18 protein-coding genes are annotated in these 19665 nt (G+C 47.1%); 17 read left to right on the forward strand and 1 reads right to left on the reverse strand.

What is annotated here, in order from left to right; genetic code table 11:
- Positions 1-32 precede the first annotated feature (32 nt).
- From V3V99_12940 to V3V99_13020, 17 genes are all read left to right on the forward strand, one after another.
- Positions 33-1379, forward strand: coding sequence for a hypothetical protein (locus V3V99_12940; protein ID MEE9443563.1), 1347 nt, complete (start codon positions 33-35; stop codon positions 1377-1379).
- A 147-nt stretch (positions 1380-1526) separates the two neighbouring features.
- On the forward strand, positions 1527-2132 hold the full coding sequence (locus tag V3V99_12945) for a TetR family transcriptional regulator (protein MEE9443564.1): 606 nt from the start codon (positions 1527-1529) through the stop codon (positions 2130-2132).
- 18 nt (positions 2133-2150) lie between these two features.
- Positions 2151-3275 carry a benzoyl-CoA reductase, bzd-type, subunit N gene (bzdN, locus tag V3V99_12950; GenBank protein MEE9443565.1) on the forward strand — a complete coding sequence of 375 codons (1125 nt, stop codon included), beginning with the start codon at positions 2151-2153 and terminating at the stop codon, positions 3273-3275.
- A gap of 22 nt (positions 3276-3297) precedes the next feature.
- On the forward strand, positions 3298-4614 hold the full coding sequence (gene bzdO / locus V3V99_12955) for a benzoyl-CoA reductase, bzd-type, subunit O (GenBank protein ID MEE9443566.1): 1317 nt from the start codon (positions 3298-3300) through the stop codon (positions 4612-4614).
- Positions 4615-4652: 38 nt separating this feature from the next.
- Positions 4653-5426 carry an acyl-CoA dehydratase activase gene (locus V3V99_12960; protein ID MEE9443567.1) on the forward strand — a complete coding sequence of 258 codons (774 nt, stop codon included), beginning with the start codon at positions 4653-4655 and terminating at the stop codon, positions 5424-5426.
- Positions 5426-6313 (forward strand): benzoyl-CoA reductase, bzd-type, subunit Q, encoded by an 888-nt coding sequence (gene bzdQ / locus V3V99_12965; protein ID MEE9443568.1) that lies wholly within the window; start codon positions 5426-5428, stop codon positions 6311-6313. The genes V3V99_12960 and bzdQ overlap by 1 nt, the downstream gene beginning before the upstream one ends.
- A complete protein-coding gene (locus tag V3V99_12970; protein MEE9443569.1) occupies positions 6310-6591 on the forward strand; it encodes a 4Fe-4S dicluster domain-containing protein in 282 nt (93 codons plus the stop codon). Before bzdQ ends, V3V99_12970 begins: the two co-directional genes overlap by 4 nt.
- A gap of 73 nt (positions 6592-6664) precedes the next feature.
- A complete protein-coding gene (locus V3V99_12975; GenBank protein ID MEE9443570.1) occupies positions 6665-9193 on the forward strand; it encodes an FAD-dependent oxidoreductase in 2529 nt (842 codons plus the stop codon).
- Positions 9194-9195: 2 nt separating this feature from the next.
- Complete coding sequence (locus V3V99_12980; GenBank protein MEE9443571.1) at positions 9196-9411, forward strand: hypothetical protein; 216 nt, start codon at positions 9196-9198, stop codon at positions 9409-9411.
- Between the two features lie 120 nt (positions 9412-9531).
- On the forward strand, positions 9532-10776 hold the full coding sequence (locus V3V99_12985) for a 2-hydroxyacyl-CoA dehydratase family protein (protein ID MEE9443572.1): 1245 nt from the start codon (positions 9532-9534) through the stop codon (positions 10774-10776).
- A gap of 33 nt (positions 10777-10809) precedes the next feature.
- Positions 10810-11595 carry an acyl-CoA dehydratase activase gene (locus V3V99_12990; protein MEE9443573.1) on the forward strand — a complete coding sequence of 262 codons (786 nt, stop codon included), beginning with the start codon at positions 10810-10812 and terminating at the stop codon, positions 11593-11595.
- Positions 11588-13666, forward strand: a complete 2079-nt coding sequence (locus V3V99_12995; GenBank protein ID MEE9443574.1) for an acetate--CoA ligase family protein — start codon at positions 11588-11590, stop codon at positions 13664-13666. The genes V3V99_12990 and V3V99_12995 overlap by 8 nt, the downstream gene beginning before the upstream one ends.
- Before the next feature lie 65 nt (positions 13667-13731).
- Positions 13732-15144, forward strand: coding sequence for a sodium:solute symporter family protein (locus tag V3V99_13000; GenBank protein ID MEE9443575.1), 1413 nt, complete (start codon positions 13732-13734; stop codon positions 15142-15144).
- 15 nt (positions 15145-15159) lie between these two features.
- Complete coding sequence (locus V3V99_13005; protein MEE9443576.1) at positions 15160-16107, forward strand: ketopantoate reductase family protein; 948 nt, start codon at positions 15160-15162, stop codon at positions 16105-16107.
- Positions 16108-16158: 51 nt separating this feature from the next.
- Positions 16159-17214: a 6-hydroxycyclohex-1-ene-1-carbonyl-CoA dehydrogenase gene (gene had, locus V3V99_13010; protein MEE9443577.1), complete on the forward strand. Its 1056-nt coding sequence runs from the start codon at positions 16159-16161 to the stop codon at positions 17212-17214.
- Positions 17215-17257: 43 nt separating this feature from the next.
- Entirely contained in the window at positions 17258-18346 is a 1089-nt protein-coding gene (oah, locus tag V3V99_13015; GenBank protein MEE9443578.1) for a 6-oxocyclohex-1-ene-1-carbonyl-CoA hydratase, read from the forward strand.
- A gap of 3 nt (positions 18347-18349) precedes the next feature.
- A complete protein-coding gene (locus tag V3V99_13020) occupies positions 18350-19126 on the forward strand; it encodes an enoyl-CoA hydratase-related protein (protein ID MEE9443579.1) in 777 nt (258 codons plus the stop codon).
- Positions 19127-19208: 82 nt separating this feature from the next.
- Here V3V99_13020 and V3V99_13025 read toward each other — a convergent pair whose 3' ends face one another.
- Positions 19209-19661, reverse strand: a complete 453-nt coding sequence (locus tag V3V99_13025) for a Zn-ribbon domain-containing OB-fold protein (protein ID MEE9443580.1) — start codon at positions 19659-19661, stop codon at positions 19209-19211.
- Between the last annotated feature and the right edge of the window lie 4 nt (positions 19662-19665).

The raw sequence follows: 19665 nt of genomic DNA on the forward strand, positions 1-19665 counted from the left end.
ACCTTAATTGCATTTTTGTATTAGGAGAGAAAATGACACCTGCAGTTCAACTTCGAATCGCGATAATTCTGGTGTGTTCACTTATTATTCTGGTTGGTTCGATTTCGGCTCAGGGGGCTAATGAAGAAACCCAAACAGCCGAGGAAAACGCCATTAACATATTCGTTGATGGTCCCTACGGCGGTTCTGATTATTTTCGCGAAAATATTACGATGGCTAATTTTGTCCGGGACCGCAAGCAGGCGGATATTCATATCTTAATTACTCGCCAGAGTACCGGCAGCGGCGGGCGAGAATATACGATCGAATTTATGGGTCAAAAAGATTTCTCCGGTATGCGAGATACACTGGTGTTCTATTCAAAAGAATCGGATACTGAGGATATCATCCGGGAAGACCTGGTTAAAAAAATCAATGCTGGGCTGGTTCGATATGTCGCACGAACTCCGCAGATAGAGCACCTTTCAGTCTCATATTCCGCTCCGATTAAAAAAGAAAAAGTCAAAGATAAGTGGAACTACTGGGTCTTTCGTCTGGGAGGAAGTATTTGGGCTAACGGTCAAAAGTCAAGCAGTTCAATAAGTACATCCGGTAATTTTTCGGCCAGGCGAGTTACAGAAAACCTGCGATTGCAATTTTCAGGTTCCGGCCATTTTAACCGGGATCGATATGAATACAATGATTTCTATGATGTGGTTATTGGTCAGGATATATCCCCCGAAGGAGATACAACAGTTATACTCGAAGAAAGGGATTCGCTGGTTGTTACTATTGATAAGTCTAATAGTAAATACACATCGGCAATTGTCTTTTGGGGCTTGAATGATCACTGGTCGATTGGAATTGCAGTTGAGGCTAATTCCTCAACATATAGTAATTTGAGATTCGGAACCGAAATATTCCCGGGACTGGAGTTTAACTATTTCCCGTATTCTGAATCAACCAGACGACAACTCAGATTTACATATTACCTTGGCGCCAAATATCAGGACTACCAAGAGGAAACCCTCTACGATAAGCATAATGAATGGCTCTATAAGGAACACTTGGAAATTAGCCTGGAAATGATCGAACCCTGGGGCGAAGCAGATATAAATGTATCAGGCTCGCATCACTTTCATGATTTCTCGAAATATCGCCTAAATTTACACGGGGATTTAGAAATGCGCATTTTTGAAGGTTTATCATTTAATATGTACGGCAGCATATCCCGTATTCATGATCAGCTATCACTCAAAAAGGGTGGCGGAACCCGGGAAGATGTTTTATTACGCCGCACTGAATTAGCTACCAATTACAATTATTCTATATCCTTCGGAATCAACTACAGCTTCGGCTCAATATATAACAACATTGTCAATCCTCGCTTTGGGTACTGATGCGTAAGTTTCTGGTATATTACGATTTTCATGAATCCTAAAAAACCACTCCCTGACCGAGGGAGCGGTTTTTTTTACTTGACTTGATGGCTCACATGTGATATAATTAGAACAAACGTTCGATTTATTTCAGAGGAGATAATGGGTATGCCTCAACCCGGAGCCAAAGCCTCGCCTCAGCGCCGAAACCGTCAGTTTCACAAACGGCAGGATGCGATTTTAAAGGCTGCCTCACGCATTATCGCCCGCGATGGATTTGAAGGGGCTACTATTCGAGGCGTGGCGGCTCGCGCCAGGATTAACCTGTCGGGCATCTATTACTATTTTGAGAACAAGGAAGAGCTTCTATATGCTTTGCAACATCACGCCTTTTCGACTCTGGCCGACACTCTCCGCCAACGACTGGAAGAAATATCATCACCGGAAGAAAAACTGAAAGCCGTCATCGAAAATCATTTTGAATTTTTTGTCAGCAATATGGATAATCTCAAGGTCTGCGTTCATGAAATCGAATCATTATCAGGAAAATACTACAACGAGATATTGAAGCTCAGGCGGAAATATTTTGGGCTGGTAAAGGGTGTTATCTCGGAAATTACCAGCGGGTCCAAACACGATGTCGATCTGACGGCGTTATGCCTGTTTGGCTCTCTCAACTGGGTCTATATGTGGTATGACCCCAAAAAGAACTCGGATATAAAAAAGCTGTCATCGCAATATTTGAAAATATTCTTAAACGGAATAAAGTCTTGAAAAACTCACAGGAGGATTATGTTTACCAAATTTTTTGAATGGTACGAGAAAAGGCATGATTATGCTCGCGACTGGCTCGACAAGAACGACGGCGAGGTAGTCGGGTGTTTTTGCAGCTATGTTCCCGAAGAAATCATCTATGCCTCAGGCAACCTTCCGGTCAGGATGCTCGGCTCGCACGAACCGCAGGACGTGACCGAGCCGCATATCTTCGGAATGTTTTGCCCGTTCTGTCGCGATGTCCTCGCCCAGGGGCTCAAAGGACGTTATGATTACATGAAAGGCATCGTCATTGCCCAATCCTGCCTGCATCTGCGGCAGACTTATACCTCGTGGAAAAATCATGTCCCCGAAGATTTCAGCTATTACATTTATATGCCCAACAAAGTCCAGACCGAGCACGCTTACACCTACTATGCGACCGAACTGGCCAAATTCAAAAAGGCCATTGAAGAATGGACGGGCCAGCCGATTTCCGATGAAAAGTTGCGGGAGGCGGCCGAGCTGCACAACGAAAATCGCCGTCTGATGCGTGAAATTTATGAGCTTCGCCAGGCGACCGATCCTCCCCTGACCGGGCTGGAGGCGATGGTCATGGTGGCCTCGTCATTTTTCATTGACAAAAAAGATCACAATGCCGAATTGAAGCGCATCCTGCCGGAACTGAAATCCCGGACTCTGGATCGCGAAACCGGCGGACGATTGATGATTGTCGGCTCAGAAAACGATGATACCGAATTTATCAAGATGGTCGAAGGCGTTGGGGCAACGGTGGTCGTCGACGACCATTGTACCGGTTCGCGCTATTTCTGGAATGAAATTAAGTTCAACGGCAACATCGTTCAGGATATTACCAATCGCTACATTGACCGTCCCCCCTGTCCGACCAAAGACTGGGAAGAACGAACTCGATTCCCGCATATCCTCAAGCTGGCTCAGGATTACAAAGTCGATGGCGTTATTCTCATCCAGCAAAAATTCTGTGACCCGCACGAATGCGACATGGTTCCGCTGAAAGAATATCTAAACGGCAACGACTTCCCCACCCTATTCCTTGAATTCGATGTCACCGTTCCTGTCGGTCAGATTAGAATCAGGATCGAGGCGTTTTTGGAAATGTTGGGTGTGGAAGAATTATTCTAAGGTCACAAGAAAGGGAGAATAAATGAATGAATATAAAACAGAGCCGTTGAAAAGCTGGAAGAAGGCTAAAGAACTGCGGCAAAAGTATTATGAGGATTACCAGAACGCCCACGCCAAAGGCGGTATCCGCTGGACGGGCGGAGCCTGGTCATTCGACGCGATTCCGGCCGGGCTGGGTAATGATGTTTACAATATCACTGGCGAACCGTACGGCGCCTCAATCGCGTTTGACAAAAAATTATCGATGGAATGCCTGGAAGCGGCCGAAGCCAAAGGCTGGGCGCGCGATCTGTGCAGTTATATGCGTAATTACTGGGGCTCAATGTATCTCAACAAATACGCCTTCGGCGGTGAGTACCCCCAGCCTGATTTTTGTTTTCAGGATCATATTTGCTGCAGCCATGCCAAATGGTATCAGCACGTCGCCGAATATAAAAAGATTCCGTATTTTTGCATCGACGTTTCGGTGGGGCCTTACAAAGACCTCGATGAAGATCGGTTGATGTTCGTCGTCAATCAGATGCATGAGTCTATTGAATGGCTCGAAAAGGTCACCGGACGCAAGTATCAGGATGAGCTTCTGATTGAAGCGGTTAAAAATGAGATGCGTTCGACATCGGTCTGGGCGGAAATATGCTATCTGAATATGAATAAACCGGCCCCGCTTGATGAAAAAACGATGTACTCGCTATATGTCCATGGCACCCTGGCCAAACATAACAAGGAAATTGCCGATTTTTATGAAGAATTGCGCGATGAAGTAAAGTATCGGGTGGATAACAATATTGCTGCTATCCCGGATGAAAAATGCCGATTGATGTCCGATACTCAGCCCCCCTGGGGATTTTTAAAAGTTTTTCGATATCTCGAAAAGTTCGGCGCTATTTCAGTCGGATCATTGTACACTTTCGGCTTGATTGGTATTTGGGAGAACAAACCGGACGGCACCTGGGGTCCCCGAACAACTCCGATGCAAAAAGGCGAAAATATAACCACCCGCGATCAAGCCCTGAGGCTGCTGGCTGATTGGAATTTATGCAAACCGGAATGGCAGCATTTTTATGATCCCAATCTCAAAACCGAAATGATGCTGCAAATTGTCAAGCAGTGGAAACTTGACGGCGTCATGCTGCATCTTAACCGGGGCTGCGAAGGTCTTTCCTGCGGTATCATGGAAAATCGCCTGGGTATCGCCGAAGCCGGCGTTCCGGTTATGACGTTTGAAGGCAACATGGGCGATGAACGCGAATTTGATGAAAAGAGAACTGTGACGCGGATTGATTCCTTCATGGAGACATTAGGTTATGACATGCAGGAAGAAACGGCAAAAACCGCGTGATGGAATTTGAAAAATAGATTTTATATAGAGGAGGAATAATGATTACCGCAGGTATAGACATGGGCGCCAAATATGTTAAGGTGGTCATTCTGCAGGATGGAACTGTCAAGGGCAAAGCCATTGTCCTGATGGGTTTTGACCCGCTGGAAGCGGCTTCGGCCTGTATGAAAGAGGCGGCCGAAAAAGCCGGGATCGACCCCGGAACGATAGATCATATCACGGCAACCGGAGCCGGACGCAAAGCCGCCCCCAACGCCAATTCCGATATTACCGATGTCGGCGCGGCCGCTAAGGGTATGGTTCATGTGAAAGAAGGTGTGCACACCGTAATTGATGTCGGCGCTGAAGAAGGCAGGGCTATCAAAATTGACGCAGAAGGAAAAGTCATTGATTTTGCCGTCAATGAAAAATGTGCCGCCGGAGCGGGAGCGTTCGCCGAATCGATGTCGCGCGCGCTGGAGGTCTCCCTCGAAGAATTCGGAAAACTATCGCTGCAATCGGACAAATCGATTCCGATGAACGCGCAATGCGCCGTTTTCGCCGAAAGCGAAGTGGTCTCGCTGGTTCATGCCAAGACCCCGAAGCGGGATATTTCCAGGGCCGTGCATGACGCTATTGCCAGTCGTATCGTTTCGATGGTCCGCCGCGTGGGGATCAACAACGATATCGCCCTAATCGGAGGCGTTTCTCATAATCCCGGTTTTGTTGACGCCATCCAGAGAAGTTTGGAAACCGATCTGATAGTTCCCGAAGAACCGGATTACGTGAGCGCTCTCGGCGCCGCGATTGTCGCCGGGGAAAGGAATAAATGATGAATGAAAATAAAAAAGAATTCTGGCGCTGGAAAGAATATAACTGGCATGATGAAAATAAAGACCCCAAGAGCGCCGATATCATCTCGGCCGGAGTCGACGTCGGTTCGGTCAGCTCGCAGGCGGTCATACTTCTGGACGGCGAACTTTATGCGTATTCCAACATGCGCACCGGTTCGGACAGCCCCAACAGCGCCAAAAACGCCATGAACTGGGCGCTGGAAAACACCGGATTGACCATTGATGATTTGCACTACACGGTTGGAACCGGCTATGGCCGTGTCAATGTACCTTTCTCAGATCGAGCCATTACCGAAATCGCATGCCATGCCCGGGGCGGTAATTTGATGTACGGCAATACCGTCCGGACCATCCTCGATATGGGCGGTCAGGACTGCAAAGCTATCCTGTGCGACGAAAAAGGCAAAGTAAAAAACTTCCTGATGAACGATAAATGCGCCGCCGGAACCGGACGGGGCATGGAAGTTTTCGCCGATCTTCTCGCGATCCCGATTGAGGAAGTGGGCGAGATGTCACTTGATGTTGAGGAAGAGCCTCCGCCGGTTTCGTCAACCTGCGTCGTTTTCGCCAAATCGGAAGCGTCATCGCTCCTGCGCGAAGGCTGGTCCAAAAAGAAAGTTCTTGCGGCTTACTGCTCGGCCATGGCTCATCGTGTCGTTTCGCTATTGGAGAGGGTCGGAGTTGAGAAAGATTTTGCCATAACCGGTGGAATCGCCAAAAATGCCGGTGTCGTCAAACGTCTGGAAAAGGAATTAAACGTAACCGCTCTCAAATCAAAATACGATACTCAAATTGCCGGAGCTTTTGGAGCGGCTTTATTTGCCAGAACATTAACGGAAAAGCAAAGGAAGAAAGCGTCAGCATGAAGGCTAATTACGGTTATATGGATGGAAGCGGCGATTTTTTCATCACCATCGATACCGATAAATGCATCGAATGCGAACATCATGCCTGCGTGTCGGCCTGCCCGGTCGGCATGTTTGAAATTATCGTCGACGATTATGATGATGAAGTCGTTGCGATCAAGGAAGAGTATCGCAAAAAAGTAAAATACGATTGCGGACCGTGCAAACCGACCAGTGAGAGGCCGCCTCTGCCCTGCGTCGAGGCCTGCACTCCCGGAGCGGTTTCGCATTCCTGGTAAGAAAATTATCTGGCTCGTCCTGGCCGTTTATCATTAACGGTCAGGATCGCATATTAAATTTCGAAAGTCGCCAATGCCTGATTTGAAAATTAACATAGACGGTCAAAGCATTTCATGTGCATCCGGGATAACAATACTCGAAGCAGCCGACGGTGCCGGAATTTATATCCCTCGTTTGTGCCATCATCCCGACATCTCCCCATCAGATGAAGTCAAATGGTCAGAGGCTGTCTATCAAACAAATACTAAAATCCCTTCAGAGAATACAGGCGAATCGGCTGGGGAAAACGGCCATTGCAATTTATGTCTTATTGAAATCGAAGGTCAACCGGAACCGGTAAATTCCTGTGTGACAGAAGTCGTTGATGGCATGAGCGTCTCTACCCTGTCTGAAAAAGTAATAAAGAAACGTCGCGATACCTTAAGTAAGATTTTATCCGACCACCCCCACGCCTGCCTGACCTGCGCCCAGAAAGAAGGATGCAGTCTCACCGATTGTTCATCCAATGTTCCGGTGAACGAAAGATGCTGTCCGCTACTGGGACATTGCGAACTTGAGAAAATAAGCGATCACATCGGGATTCCGGGCGAAACGCCCAAATATATTCCCCAAAACCGGCCAATATCATCCGATGAGCCGTTTTTTATCCGCGATTATAATCTGTGCGTCGGTTGTCTTCGGTGCGTCAGGATATGCGATGACATTCACCGAGCTGATATTCTCGGAGCCGTCTGGAAAGATGACCGGGCCTGGATCGGTTTTACCGACGGAAACGATTCGGATAAAAATCTTTGTCGCTATTGCGGAGCTTGTATCGAGATTTGTCCAACGGGTGCCCTGCGTGATAAAGAAGGCGCGACTCCCGTTAGGGCCGGTGCGGCTCTCCCCTGCGTTTCCGCTTGCCCGGCCGGGATTGATATTCCCCGCTATTTGCATTTAATTGCAAAAGGCGATTACCGGAAAGCATTGGAAGTAATTTGCGCCCGTGTTCCGTTTCCGGGCATTCTCGGGTATGTCTGTTTTCACCCCTGCGAAAGCGGTTGCCGTCGGAGCAAGATCGATAAACCGGTAGCGATATGTGACCTGAAAAGGTTCGCGGCGGATAAAGTCGGACATCTTGATTTTCTGATGTCAAATAAGAAGGTTGATACCGGCAAAAAAACCGCGATTATCGGTTCAGGGCCCGCCGGATTGACGGCAGCCTATTATCTCATGATGCAGGGTCACACGGTAGAGATCTTTGAAAAAGAAAATCAAGCGGGCGGTATGCTCCGTCATGGCATCCCTGATTACAGGCTGCCGCAGGATATTCTCGATCGTGAACTTAAGACAATAGAAAAGCTGGGAATTACGATTCACCTAAATCATGAATTTGGCGATGCGACCGGAATTGATAGATTAAAATCTGATGGATACGATGCAATCTTAATAGCGGCAGGAGTATCGGCGAGCAAGAATTTAAATATCGAAAATTTAAATTTAAACGGAATTTATTCGGCTTTGGATTTCTTAAAGTCGGCCAAATTATCGCGGGAGCCAAAACTCACCGGAAAAGTAATTGTCATAGGTGGAGGAAACGTCGGAATCGACGCCGCCATGACCGCCAATCGATTGGGAGCCGATGAAGTCACTCTGGTGTGCCTCGAATCCCGAATCGAAATGCCCGCTCATGACTGGGAAATCGAGCAGGCCGAACAGGAAGGAATCACCATCGAAAATTCCTGGGGGCCGCGGAAATTTATCTCCGATGGGGATAAATTAACCGGAGTAGAATTTATCCGTTGCACTCGGGTCTTTGATGAGCAGAAACGATTTAATCCTCAATATGATGAAAACAAAAATAAAGAGATTGTCGCCGATGCGGTCATCGTCGCTATCGGGCAGGGAGTTGACGAAAAGCTAAATAGCTATTTCAATGATAAGCTCGGGATAAACATCGCGCAGGTCACTGATAGCCAATTATCTGAGAATATATTTGTCGCCGGAGATATCGTGCGGGGACCGACATCGGTTATTGACGCCATTGCCGAAGGCCGAAAAGCGGCCGATCTGATCGATATCTTTCTTGAGGGTGATGGTATAATAGAGACTGATTTTAATAATTCGGAATACGAATATTCCCGAATTGAAATTCCGCACGAAGATTTTCAGCATTCTCGAATTTCAGTTGAGTCGGTAAATTCGAAGCAGAGAAAAAATAATTTTGATTTAATCACCTCTACGATGGATGAGAAACAAGCCTGCCTCGAATCAAGGCGTTGTTTGCAATGCTATCAGAGGCAAAATATCACTCCGGCGACTTTACCGCCTGAACCCTGGCTGCCGTTAAATCAGAAATCGATTGAAGATATTTCAAATACCGAGGGCGTCATTCGTTTGCTCGATGAAAATAAAAAAGTTATTCGCATTTCAGGTGTGACCAATCTCCGAGACAGCCTGGGCAAATGCCTGGATAATCCCGGGGAAGCGAAATGGTTTATTTGGGAAGAAGACCCGATGTACACCAAACGCGAAAGTGAGCTGATTCAGCAATATCTTCAGGAGCATGGAGAAATGCCCGGCGGGGGCGGCGGCAATGATGATCTGGATGATCTTTTTTGATTATGAGCGAACCTATAGAAAAATTGAAGGCAGATGATTGGGTACCTCAATTTACGGCTTCGGGCCCAAGGCTCGAAGAAGCGATTGAAAATTATAAGATACTGGGCTTTGAGGTTAAAACCGTCGCCGTTCGCGATCTCGATTGTGGCGAATGTACCATCTGTTTTGAGGATAAAAATGATAAAACCGTAATGATTTTCACTCGTAAGAAAAATTAATTGGTTAAGCCTCTTGAATATTGAGTGTGAATTTCGTTATTTGTGGTTTATATCGTACTATCTGGGTGGGAAGGAGTTTTTGGGATAGCCAATCATAATGAAAATAATCGGGAGTAAATAATGGGCGAAGAAAAAAAAGCTGTCATCAAAAAAATCCAAGCCACGGGACAAATGAAAAAGATCATGGCGGATTATTTTTATGATTTGGATAATGCCGCGAAAGATGATTCTCAAAAGGTCGCCTGGTGTACCAGTGTCGGTCCGGCTGAGCTTCTTTTGAGCATGGGATTCAAAGTTTATTATCCGGAAAATCATGGAGCCATGCTGGGCGCCACCAGGATGGCATCCAATTTAATTCCCGCCGCCAATGCCATCGGCTATTCTCCTGATATTTGCTCATATCTAACCAGTGATATTGGCTCTTACCTGAAAAAGCAAACACCGCTGTCGATGGCCTACAAAGGCATTGAGGGTGTTCCCAAACCCGATGTCTTGGTATTCAATACCAATCAATGCCGAGACGTTCAGGATTGGTTGTCTTGGTATTCCCGGGAGTTTAACGCTCCCATCATCGGCATTTCCACCTTTTGTAATATCGGCGACGTTACCGACGGCGTTTTGTCCGGCATCGTGCATCAGATAAAAGAACTGATCCCGATTCTGGAAAAAGTTTCGGGTAACAAGTTTGACATCGATAAATTCCGCGAGGTTATGGCCCGTTCCAAAAGATGCAGCGAATTATGGAAAAAGGTTCTGGAAACCAATACCGCCTCGCCCGCTCCCATGAGTTTCTTCGACGCTACTATACACATGGGACCGGCGGTTGTTCTGCGGGGTTCCGATACAGCTAACGATTATTACGAGCTACTGTTAAAAGAACTGGAAGAACGAGTTGCCAATAAAACCGGCGCCGTCGAGGATGAAAAATTCCGCCTCTATTGGGAAGGTATGCCGATCTGGGGGAAACTCCGCAATCTGTCGGAATTTTTTATTAGTCTCAATACGGCCGTTATCGCTTCGACCTACTGCAACAGCTGGATATTCAACGCCTTTGATCCGGACGATCCTTTCCTGAGTATGGCTCGCGCCTACACGGAAATATTTATCGTCCGCGATGAGAATTACAAAGAAAAGTATATTGAGGACATCGTAGATAGATTCAAACTCGATGGAATCGTATTTCACGATTCCAAAACCTGCCCGAATAATTCCAATAATCGTTACGGCATGCCCGAACGGCTGGCGAAGAAACTGAGCGTACCCACTTTGACAATCAACGGCGATCTAAATGATTTGCGGTGTTATTCGGAAGAACAGGCTAAGACCAATATTGAAGCGTTTATCGAACAATTGGATTCAAAATAATTTTCGCGATTTATTTTAGATTTATCGATTTTTATGGATTATTACGCAGGGATTGATATTGGGGCCTCGACGACCAAGGCTGTCATAATTGATGATAACCGTGAAATCATCGGACATGCCGTTGTCGATTCGGGGGCCGATTTTGAAAAAGCCGGCAAACAGGCTTTCGACTCCGCTTGCGAAATGTGCCATTGTGATAACCCCGATGAAATTATCGTAACCTCCACCGGATACGGGCGCAACAATGTTCCCTTCGCGAAGGGAACCATGACCGAGATCAGTTGCCATGCGACCGGTAGTTATCATTATTTTCCTTTTACCCAAACTTTGATTGACATCGGCGGGCAGGACAGCAAAACCATAAAAATCAATGAAAGCGGAAAGCGAACCAATTTCAAAATGAACCGCAAATGCGCGGCCGGCACCGGCGCCTTCCTGGAAGAAATCGCCATCCGTTTGAAAATTCCGCTGGAACAATTAAATGAGTTGGCGGAAAAGGCAGAAAAGACTATTCCAATAGGCAGCTATTGTACCGTCTTTACCGGAACGGAAATTTTGGCTCGCATTCGCGAAGGAGTCGCAGTGGCGGACATTGTTAAAGGTATTTTTATTTCGGTGATAAAACGAGTTCTGGAGATGGACACTATGGACGGGAATATCGTGATGAGCGGGGGGGTCATCGCGCATAATCCCTATCTGGTAAAAATGTTCGAAGAAAGAATCGGACAAAAGGTATATGTCCCCCCTCATCCTCAATTAACGGGAGCTTTCGGAGCGGCTCTTTATTCTATAAACGGCAAAGGAGGTTTCAATGCTTGACGGTTTGTTCAAGCCCAGGTCGGTGGCAATTATCGGCGCTTCAAATAACCCTTTAAGCATTGGTCATATCGTTATACAAAATCTGGTTGACCATAATTTTAAGGGTCCCATCTACCCTATCAATCCCAAATCGAAACATATTAAGAGTTTTAAAACCTACGCGTCGGTTATGGATGTACCTGATGAGATTGATCTGGTCAATATATCAATCAAAAATTCTTTGGTACCTATCGTTTTGGAAGATTGCGGTAAAAAGGGCGTCAAATATGCGATTGTCCATACCGCCGGGTTCAAAGAAGTCGGCGAAGAAGGATTGCAGCTTGAAAAGCAAATAGTCGAAATCGCTCATAAATATGGCATGCGTATCTATGGGCCCAATTCCCAGGGCATCCAGAACTCCGATCCGGATGTTTCAGTGTACGCCAATTTCACTTTTGTGCCTCAGATATCGGGGAATATCTCCATCGTCGCCCAGAGCGGCGGGGTCGGCGAAACCTTGAAGCTTCAGCTTTATAATATCGGTATCGGGACCCGGATGTATGCCAGCTTCGGTAACGAAGCCGACGTGAGCATGAACGAAATCATCGACTATTACGGTCAGGATGATGGAACCAAAGTCATCATGACTCATATCGAGACGATAAAAGACCCGGCCGGTTTCCTTGAAGTCGCCAGTCGGGTTACCCAAAAGAAACCGATATTGACCGTTAAAACGGGACGGACTTCGGAAGGCGTCGTCGCCGTTGCGTCCCATACCGGATCTCTTATCGAGCAGGATACTCTGGCCGACGCCATCTTTGAAAAAGCGGGCGTGATGCGATTTGATTCCCAGCAGGATATGATTGAAGCGGCCATTGCGCTATCCACCCAACCGATTCCAAAATCTGAAAATATCGTAATCGTGACCAACACCGGCGGTCCGGCGATCATCGCCGTAGATGAGTGTATAAAATCGGGACTCAAACTGGCCAAACTCAGCCCGGATACATCCAAAGCCCTGGGAGAACTTCTCTTTTCCGAAGCCATTGTTTCCAATCCGGTCGACGTCATCGCGACGGCGGGGGCCAAAGAATACGGCGGCACAGTGGAGGCATTACTGAAAGATCCCAATATCGATTCGCTGATTCTCAATTTTGTCACGCCGCCCTTTGTTGATTGCGAAGCGGTCGCGCATAAGCTGGCGGAAATCGGCCAATCGGCCAGTAAGCCGATCGTCTGCATCATTCTGACGATTGAGGAGAAATTCGGCGAAGTGGTCAGGCTGACTCGCGAGAGCGGAATTCCGGTTTATGATTTCCCCGAATCGGCCTCAAGAGCGCTGAATGCCATGATAAAATACGGTCAAATTATCCAGCGCGAAGAGCCGAAATATAAAACTATCGAATGTGATAAAAAGGCCGCCAAGAATATCATCGCCAAATATCGAGGGCAGGATAAATTCCTCCCGCAGGCTGATGTCTTCGCATTGTTGCAAAGCTATGGCATCCCCACGGTGAAAACCGTGCGGGTCGAAACCAAAGAAGACATGGTCAAACAAGCCGGGCAGATGGAGTACCCGCTGGTGCTCAAAGTTGACGCTGAGGAGGTTGTTCATAAATCCGACGAAGGCGGAGTTTATCTCAATCTCAAAGATGAAGCGGCGTTAACAATCGCTTTCGATGAAATGTCGAAGAAATTCGGCAAATTCAAACCAGCATTTGTCGTGCAGGAGCATCGCCAGGAAGGCAAAGAAGTCATTATCGGAGCCAAATCAAACGAAGGATTGGGTGCGACGATCATGTTCGGCCTTGGCGGTGTTTTTGTCGAGGTCTTGAAAGACGTTCAATTCCGTCTCGCTCCCCTTTCTGAGCAGGACGCCATGAACATGATTTCTTCTATCGACGGCTATCCGATATTAAAAGGCCTCAGAGGCGAGAAAGCGGTCGATATTGAAATGCTGGCCGAAACGCTTCTCAGGATTTCCCAGCTCACATCCGATTTTCCGGAAATCAACGAGATGGATTTGAATCCGGTCTTTGCGTTTGAGGCTGGCAAGGGCGTTGAAGTTGTCGACGCGCGTTTGAAAATATAGAGGTTTTTTGGAATTTTATTTGAGGAGGATAAACACATTAGTAATCATGCAGGGATGATTGAGCTATGAATTGGATTCCGCTCATTATCGTATGTGTTTATATCATTCTTCTCTATGTTATCACATGGATGTCACGGCACCTTAGCCGGGGAGGAATGGTCGGTTATCTTCTGGCCGGACGGAGCCTGCCTGCCTGGGTTATTGCGCCTCTATTAACCGGACTGGCCATCGGCGGAGCTTCAACTATCGGTGTCGCCGAGCGAGCCTACAATTCCGGAATATCGGCCGGATGGTACAACGCCGCCTGGGCTGCCGGAGCGCTTATGGTTGGACTGTTCGCCGCACGCCGTTATCGCAAATTGGAAGTAGCCACCCTGCCGGAGCTGTTTGAAAAACATTATAATACTTCTGGTCGAGTTGTCGGCGTTGCCGGTCAGTTGGTTTTGCAGATTGTCATCACGTCTCTGCAATATGTCGCGGGCGGAGCGATTTTGTCGTCTCTCCTGCCGGAAGTTTTCACTTTCCAAACGGGCATGCTGGTGACCGCGATTGTTTTCGTCGGCATTACATTGATAGGAGGATTCTGGGCCGCAGGATTGACTAATATCATCAACGTGATTTTCATTTATGCCGGAGTCATCCTGGGCGCTTTCATGGCGGTTACTAAAATCGGAGGATTCAGTGAGATAATTTCGAAACTCCCGGTTGAACATCCCGGCTTTGACCTTGGCGCGTTGGGGTGGGGACTAATAATAGCTTGGTTCGTCGTCATGTGTACAACGACTTTTTCCGTGCAATCCATCGTCCAGATCAGTTTTGCCGCCAAAAGTTCTAAAGCCGCTCGTAGTGGTTTCATTCTGGGAGCCTTTATAATTTTTCCGGTCGGATTCATAAGCGCCATAATCGGCATTTCCGCAGCCGTCCAATATCCCGGTATTATCCCTGCCGAAGCCTTGCCTCGCATGGTCTTGAGCCTGAGCCCCTTCGTGGCGGGAATAATATTGGCGGGATTGTGGGCCGCAGATGTTTCGACTGCGTCGGCTCTTTTGTTGGGTAGCGCGACGCTGGTTGTCGGAGATTTAATCAAACGGTTTTTCTCGCCGAATCTTTCAGAACAAAAAGAAAGGGTTTATTCTCGCGTAACAGTTTTGGTATTAAGCGTATTCACTTATTTACTGGCGGTATCCGTGTCCGGTATTTTGAAAACTTTGTTGATCGGTTTAACCCTGACGACTGCCTACACGCTCGTAACCCTAATGACACTATTCTGGCCCTGCATCTGCCGTCGCTCTCATGCCACCTGGACTTTGCTGATGGCAATGACAGCGCTGGTAATATGGCTTATAGTCCCGCAAATACCCGCATATTTCAAAAATATTGGCCTGGTGCATCCCATCTATTTTTGCTGGATAATAAGTCTCTTGACATTTTTCGCGATTCCTATATTCGATAAAAGAAAAATTAAACTGGGAACATAACCGAGGGATAAAGATATGACTGAAAATAAAAATCTGCGCGTCGCGGTAATTGGCATGGGTCCCGTGGGATCGGTTTTGGCGGCTCATTTCGCGAAAGCCGGAGCGTATGTGGTCGCCTGCGATATAATTCCGGATAGAATAAAAAATATCAAAAATTCGGGTATCAAACTGTCGAATACAATCGAATTTCAAACTAACGTCTCAGAAACCTGCACTTCTATCGATGATCTCAAATCGCATGATCTCGATTTGGCCGTAGTGTCTGTTAAAACCACCGCCAATGAAAAAGTCGTGGCACAATTATCGCAAATCGCATCAGATAAATTGCACATCCTGTGCGCCCAGAACGGCCTTGACGCCGAAGCCGAAGCGGCTCGAGTATTCGGCTTGGAAAAAATCCTGCGTATGGTGGTAAATTACGCCGGAGGCGTCGAAAATAACGATATCGTTAATGTAACCTTTTTTAATCCACCCAACTATATCGCCGCCCTGTCTCCCAAATCTGAAGAAATAGCCAAAACTGTCACTGATTTTTTGAATTCTGCAAATTTAAAAACTGAAATTCCTGAAGACATTTTGTTCTATGTCTGGGAAAAAGTCATCCTCAACTCATCTCTCAGCGCTATGTGCGCTATTACCGGCAAAACCATGAAGCAGGTCATGGATTTTGATCTATCGGTCGACATCGTGCGGAGTATAATAGATGAAGGGGTAGCCGTAGCCGCAAAAGAAAATATTAAATTCAGGGAAGACTTTACTGATTTCTGTATCGGTTATCTAAAAAAAGCCGGTCATCACCGGCCTTCAATGTGGGTCGATATAGATGCCGGAGCCCTGACCGAAGTGGATTATCTCAATGGGAAAATTGTCGAGTATGGAATTAAACATGGCATTTCCACTCCAATCAACAAAACGATAACAGCACAGGTACATCTGATGGAATTGCCGGATATTGAGTATTGATTTATGACTAAGGATTTATGATGAGACAAAATAAATTCAAGGAGGGATTTTATGGATAAAATACGAGCCTATCAGATGGTTGCCAAAGATCAGCCGTTTGAGCTTGTTGAATTTGATCCACCCAAACTGGGAGCCGACGCCGCCCTGGTTGAAATTGCGGGATGCGGGGTCTGCCATACTGATTTGAGCTTCTGGCATTATGGCGTTCCGACCAAAAAAGAACCGCCCCTTGTTCTGGGACACGAAATCAGTGGAATAGTGATAGACGGTCCATCCGAGCTAAAAGGAAAACCGGTTATCATCCCAGCCGTATTACCCTGCGGGGAATGCGAGTTATGTAAAGCCGGACGAGGCAATATTTGCCGCAAGCAATTGATGCCGGGAAATGATTTCCATGGAGGATTCGCAAGCCATATTGCCGTTCCGTCGCGATTTTTGGCCGAAGTACCCGAAGCCGCTCTATCGGAACATTCACTGGCCGAATTATCAGTCATTGCCGACGCCGTTTCGACACCCTATCAGGTGATAGTCAAAAGCGATCTTAAGGCCAGTGATTTCGCAATCGTCATCGGAGTCGGCGGAATCGGCATCTATACCGCTCAATTGGCGAATATACTGGGAGCCAAAGTTCTCGCGCTTGATATCGACCAGAAAAAACTGGATCAGTTAGGGCAAATCGGAATCACATCAACTTTGAATATCAAGGATATGGATTTCAAGGCCATCAAAGGAGCCATCAAAGCGACCTGCAAAGAAATGGGCGCACCGCCCCATAGCTGGAAAATATTTGAGACTTCAGGAACCAAGCCCGGGCAGGAACTCGGATTTGGTCTGCTGGGTATTGCCGGAGTCTTGTCGGTCGTTGGCTTCACTCTTGATAAACTGGAAGTACGATTGAGCAATTTGATGGCCTTCGACGCCCAGGTTATCGGAACCTGGGGATGCAAACCGGAGCTTTATGACGATGTCATTAAATTAGTCGCTGACGGAAAATTGAAACTGAAACCGTTTACCGATACATTCCCTCTCTCGCAAATAAATGACATCTTTCAGCAGACATTGGAGCATAAACTCTTGAAACGGTCGGTATTGACGCCCGATTTTTAACTTTCGATAATTAACATTCCGGATATAAAGGAGGAACTGGAATATGAGTTTTGAACTGAGTAGCCACAATATTGTGGATGTCGATTTTAAGGAAATTATTTATGAACGCCGCCCCTGTCTTGATAAAGACGGTAAAGAAGTTCCGGGACTTCACAACGCCTGGATATTTTTGAACAATCCCAAGCAGTATAATTCCTACACCACCGCCGCCGTTAAAGAAGTCATCCTGGCTTTCCGACAGGCGTCCAATGACCGCTCGGTCGTGGCGGTTGTCTTTTCCGCCGTGGGCGACAAAGCCTTTTGTACCGGCGGCAACACCAAGGAATACGCCGAATATTATACGGGACGCCCCCTGGAATACAAACAATATATGCGTCTCTTTAACGACATGGTCACGAACATTCTCATGTGCGACAAGCCGGTCATCTGCCGCGTTAACGGCATGCGCATCGCCGGTGGGCAGGAAATCGGAATGGCCTGTGATTTTGCCATCGCCAGCGATCTGGCCATCTTCGGTCAGGCGGGTCCCAGGCACGGCAGCGCCCCCGAGGGCGGAAGCACCGATTTTCTGCACCTGTTCGTGGGTATCGAAAGGGCCATGCAGAGCTGTACCTTGTGTGAAATGTGGACCGCTTATGAAGCCAAAACCATCGGTCTTATAACCGATGCCATACCGGTTCTCAAAATCGATGATAAGTTCGTACGCAATCCGCTTCTGGTTACCAACAAATGGCTTGATGAAACCGGCGATATCGTTTATGGCAAAAGAAAATCGGGTGATGATTATAAAAGTGGCAAAGAGATGCTGGCGGGCGGAACGATTGACCTGACTCCCTTGGATAATGCCGTCAATGCTCTGTGCACAAAACTGCTCTATATGATGCCCGACTGCATTAACAAGACCTTGAACAGCGTCCGGAAGAAAAAGCTTGAGCATTGGGATCGCAATCAGCAATCCAACCGCGACTGGCTCGGCTTGAACATGATGACCGAAGCCAAGGCCGGGTTCAGAGCGTTTAATGAAGGCCCCAAAAACAATCGCGAGGTCGATTTCATTAAACTCCGTTTGATGCTGGCCGAAGGTCATCCCTGGGATGATGAAATGCTCGACGCCATTTTACCGAAAGGATAAGAGATGGCTAAAAAAATCGACGTGCAATATACGCATGATAATCAGGTCGTGCGAATCACTCTCAATTCCCCCAAAGGGAATGTTCTCGACGCCGTTATGATGGATGATATTCGGAAAACGCTGGAGGAATTGAAGGACCAACCCCAGGTAAAATTGATACAATTTACCGGAGCCGGTGGGCATTTTTGTTTCGGTGCCAGCGTCCCAGAACATACCAAAGACAAAGCGCCGCAAATGCTCAAACAATTCCACGGGCTATTTTATACTTTGGCGGATCTGGCTATTCCTACGGCCGCTCTGGTATCAGGTCAATGTTTGGGCGGAGGAATGGAGCTGGCCTTGATGTGCAATTTCATGTTCCTCGACCAAACGGCACGACTTGGCCAGCCGGAAATCAGCCTCGCCGTTTTCGCGCCCCCGGCATCGGTTATCCTGCCAATGAAAATCGGTCAGGCCCGCGCTGACGATTTGCTTTTGACCGGACGTATTATCAAACCGGACGTCGCTCTTCAGATGGGTTTGGCGACGGAAGTCTATGACGATCGGGATGCGATGATGTCCGGCGTCGATGGATGGCTGGAGAAACAGATCCTGCCCAAAAGCGCGTCATCATTGAAATTCGCGAACAAGGCTGCTCGCTCTCAATTTAATAAAATACTGAAGAAGCGTCTGGCTAAGTTGGAAAAATTCTATATTGACGACCTGATGGAATCGTGCGATGCCAACGAAGGCATCGGTTCATTTTTGGAACGCCGCAAACCGGAATGGAAGAACCGGTAGCGTAATCTTTTTTGAAGCATTTAAAATTAAAAAAGGAATCCTCAATAGGGATTCCTTTTTTGGTGAATTCTATTGACTGAAATTATGTCATCGAATTGCCGGTTGACCAGGTCGTTCCCGATTTCTCAAGCGAATAATACACTTTAATTTCTTCCAGTTCCTCAAAGATGCGGGGTACTACCTGGAGTTCCATGCCGATTTCGATATCATCATCGGCCACTGTATCTCCAATCCACGCCAATAACCGGCCCGTTTCCTTGAGGTCCACAACTCCGATTGTATAGGGAACAACGTCTTCAAACCCGGTCGGAGCGGCGTGAATAACGGTGTACGAAACCAGTTTCGCCTCACCTGATAATTCGATAAACTCAAAATCACCCGATAAACAGATATTGCAATCGGCTCGGGGAGGAAATGACTCAGTGCCGCATTTTTTGCATTTGGAACCCATAAGACGACCGTCTTTAAGGTGTTTGGCAAAATCGGTAACTTTCGTATAGGGAGAAAAATTCACTTTTCCAAACCATTTAAACATAAGC

Source organism: Candidatus Zixiibacteriota bacterium (genome assembly GCA_036480375.1).
Lineage (GTDB): Bacteria > Zixibacteria > MSB-5A5 > GN15 > JAAZOE01 > JAZGGI01.

What these genes read in the sequence shown, in the direction of transcription:
- V3V99_12940 (MEE9443563.1), top strand. Translation starts at nt 33, where the DNA reads ATGACACCTGCAGTTCAACTTCGAATCGCGATAATTCTGGTGTGTTCA.
- V3V99_12945 (MEE9443564.1), top strand. Translation starts at nt 1,527, where the DNA reads ATGCCTCAACCCGGAGCCAAAGCCTCGCCTCAGCGCCGAAACCGTCAG.
- bzdN (MEE9443565.1), top strand. Translation starts at nt 2,151, where the DNA reads ATGTTTACCAAATTTTTTGAATGGTACGAGAAAAGGCATGATTATGCT.
- bzdO (MEE9443566.1), top strand. Translation starts at nt 3,298, where the DNA reads ATGAATGAATATAAAACAGAGCCGTTGAAAAGCTGGAAGAAGGCTAAA.
- V3V99_12960 (MEE9443567.1), top strand. Translation starts at nt 4,653, where the DNA reads ATGATTACCGCAGGTATAGACATGGGCGCCAAATATGTTAAGGTGGTC.
- bzdQ (MEE9443568.1), top strand. Translation starts at nt 5,426, where the DNA reads ATGAATGAAAATAAAAAAGAATTCTGGCGCTGGAAAGAATATAACTGG.
- V3V99_12970 (MEE9443569.1), top strand. Translation starts at nt 6,310, where the DNA reads ATGAAGGCTAATTACGGTTATATGGATGGAAGCGGCGATTTTTTCATC.
- V3V99_12975 (MEE9443570.1), top strand. Translation starts at nt 6,665, where the DNA reads ATGCCTGATTTGAAAATTAACATAGACGGTCAAAGCATTTCATGTGCA.
- V3V99_12980 (MEE9443571.1), top strand. Translation starts at nt 9,196, where the DNA reads ATGAGCGAACCTATAGAAAAATTGAAGGCAGATGATTGGGTACCTCAA.
- V3V99_12985 (MEE9443572.1), top strand. Translation starts at nt 9,532, where the DNA reads ATGGGCGAAGAAAAAAAAGCTGTCATCAAAAAAATCCAAGCCACGGGA.
- V3V99_12990 (MEE9443573.1), top strand. Translation starts at nt 10,810, where the DNA reads ATGGATTATTACGCAGGGATTGATATTGGGGCCTCGACGACCAAGGCT.
- V3V99_12995 (MEE9443574.1), top strand. Translation starts at nt 11,588, where the DNA reads ATGCTTGACGGTTTGTTCAAGCCCAGGTCGGTGGCAATTATCGGCGCT.
- V3V99_13000 (MEE9443575.1), top strand. Translation starts at nt 13,732, where the DNA reads ATGAATTGGATTCCGCTCATTATCGTATGTGTTTATATCATTCTTCTC.
- V3V99_13005 (MEE9443576.1), top strand. Translation starts at nt 15,160, where the DNA reads ATGACTGAAAATAAAAATCTGCGCGTCGCGGTAATTGGCATGGGTCCC.
- had (MEE9443577.1), top strand. Translation starts at nt 16,159, where the DNA reads ATGGATAAAATACGAGCCTATCAGATGGTTGCCAAAGATCAGCCGTTT.
- oah (MEE9443578.1), top strand. Translation starts at nt 17,258, where the DNA reads ATGAGTTTTGAACTGAGTAGCCACAATATTGTGGATGTCGATTTTAAG.
- V3V99_13020 (MEE9443579.1), top strand. Translation starts at nt 18,350, where the DNA reads ATGGCTAAAAAAATCGACGTGCAATATACGCATGATAATCAGGTCGTG.
- V3V99_13025 (MEE9443580.1), bottom strand. Translation starts at nt 19,661, where the DNA reads ATGTTTAAATGGTTTGGAAAAGTGAATTTTTCTCCCTATACGAAAGTT.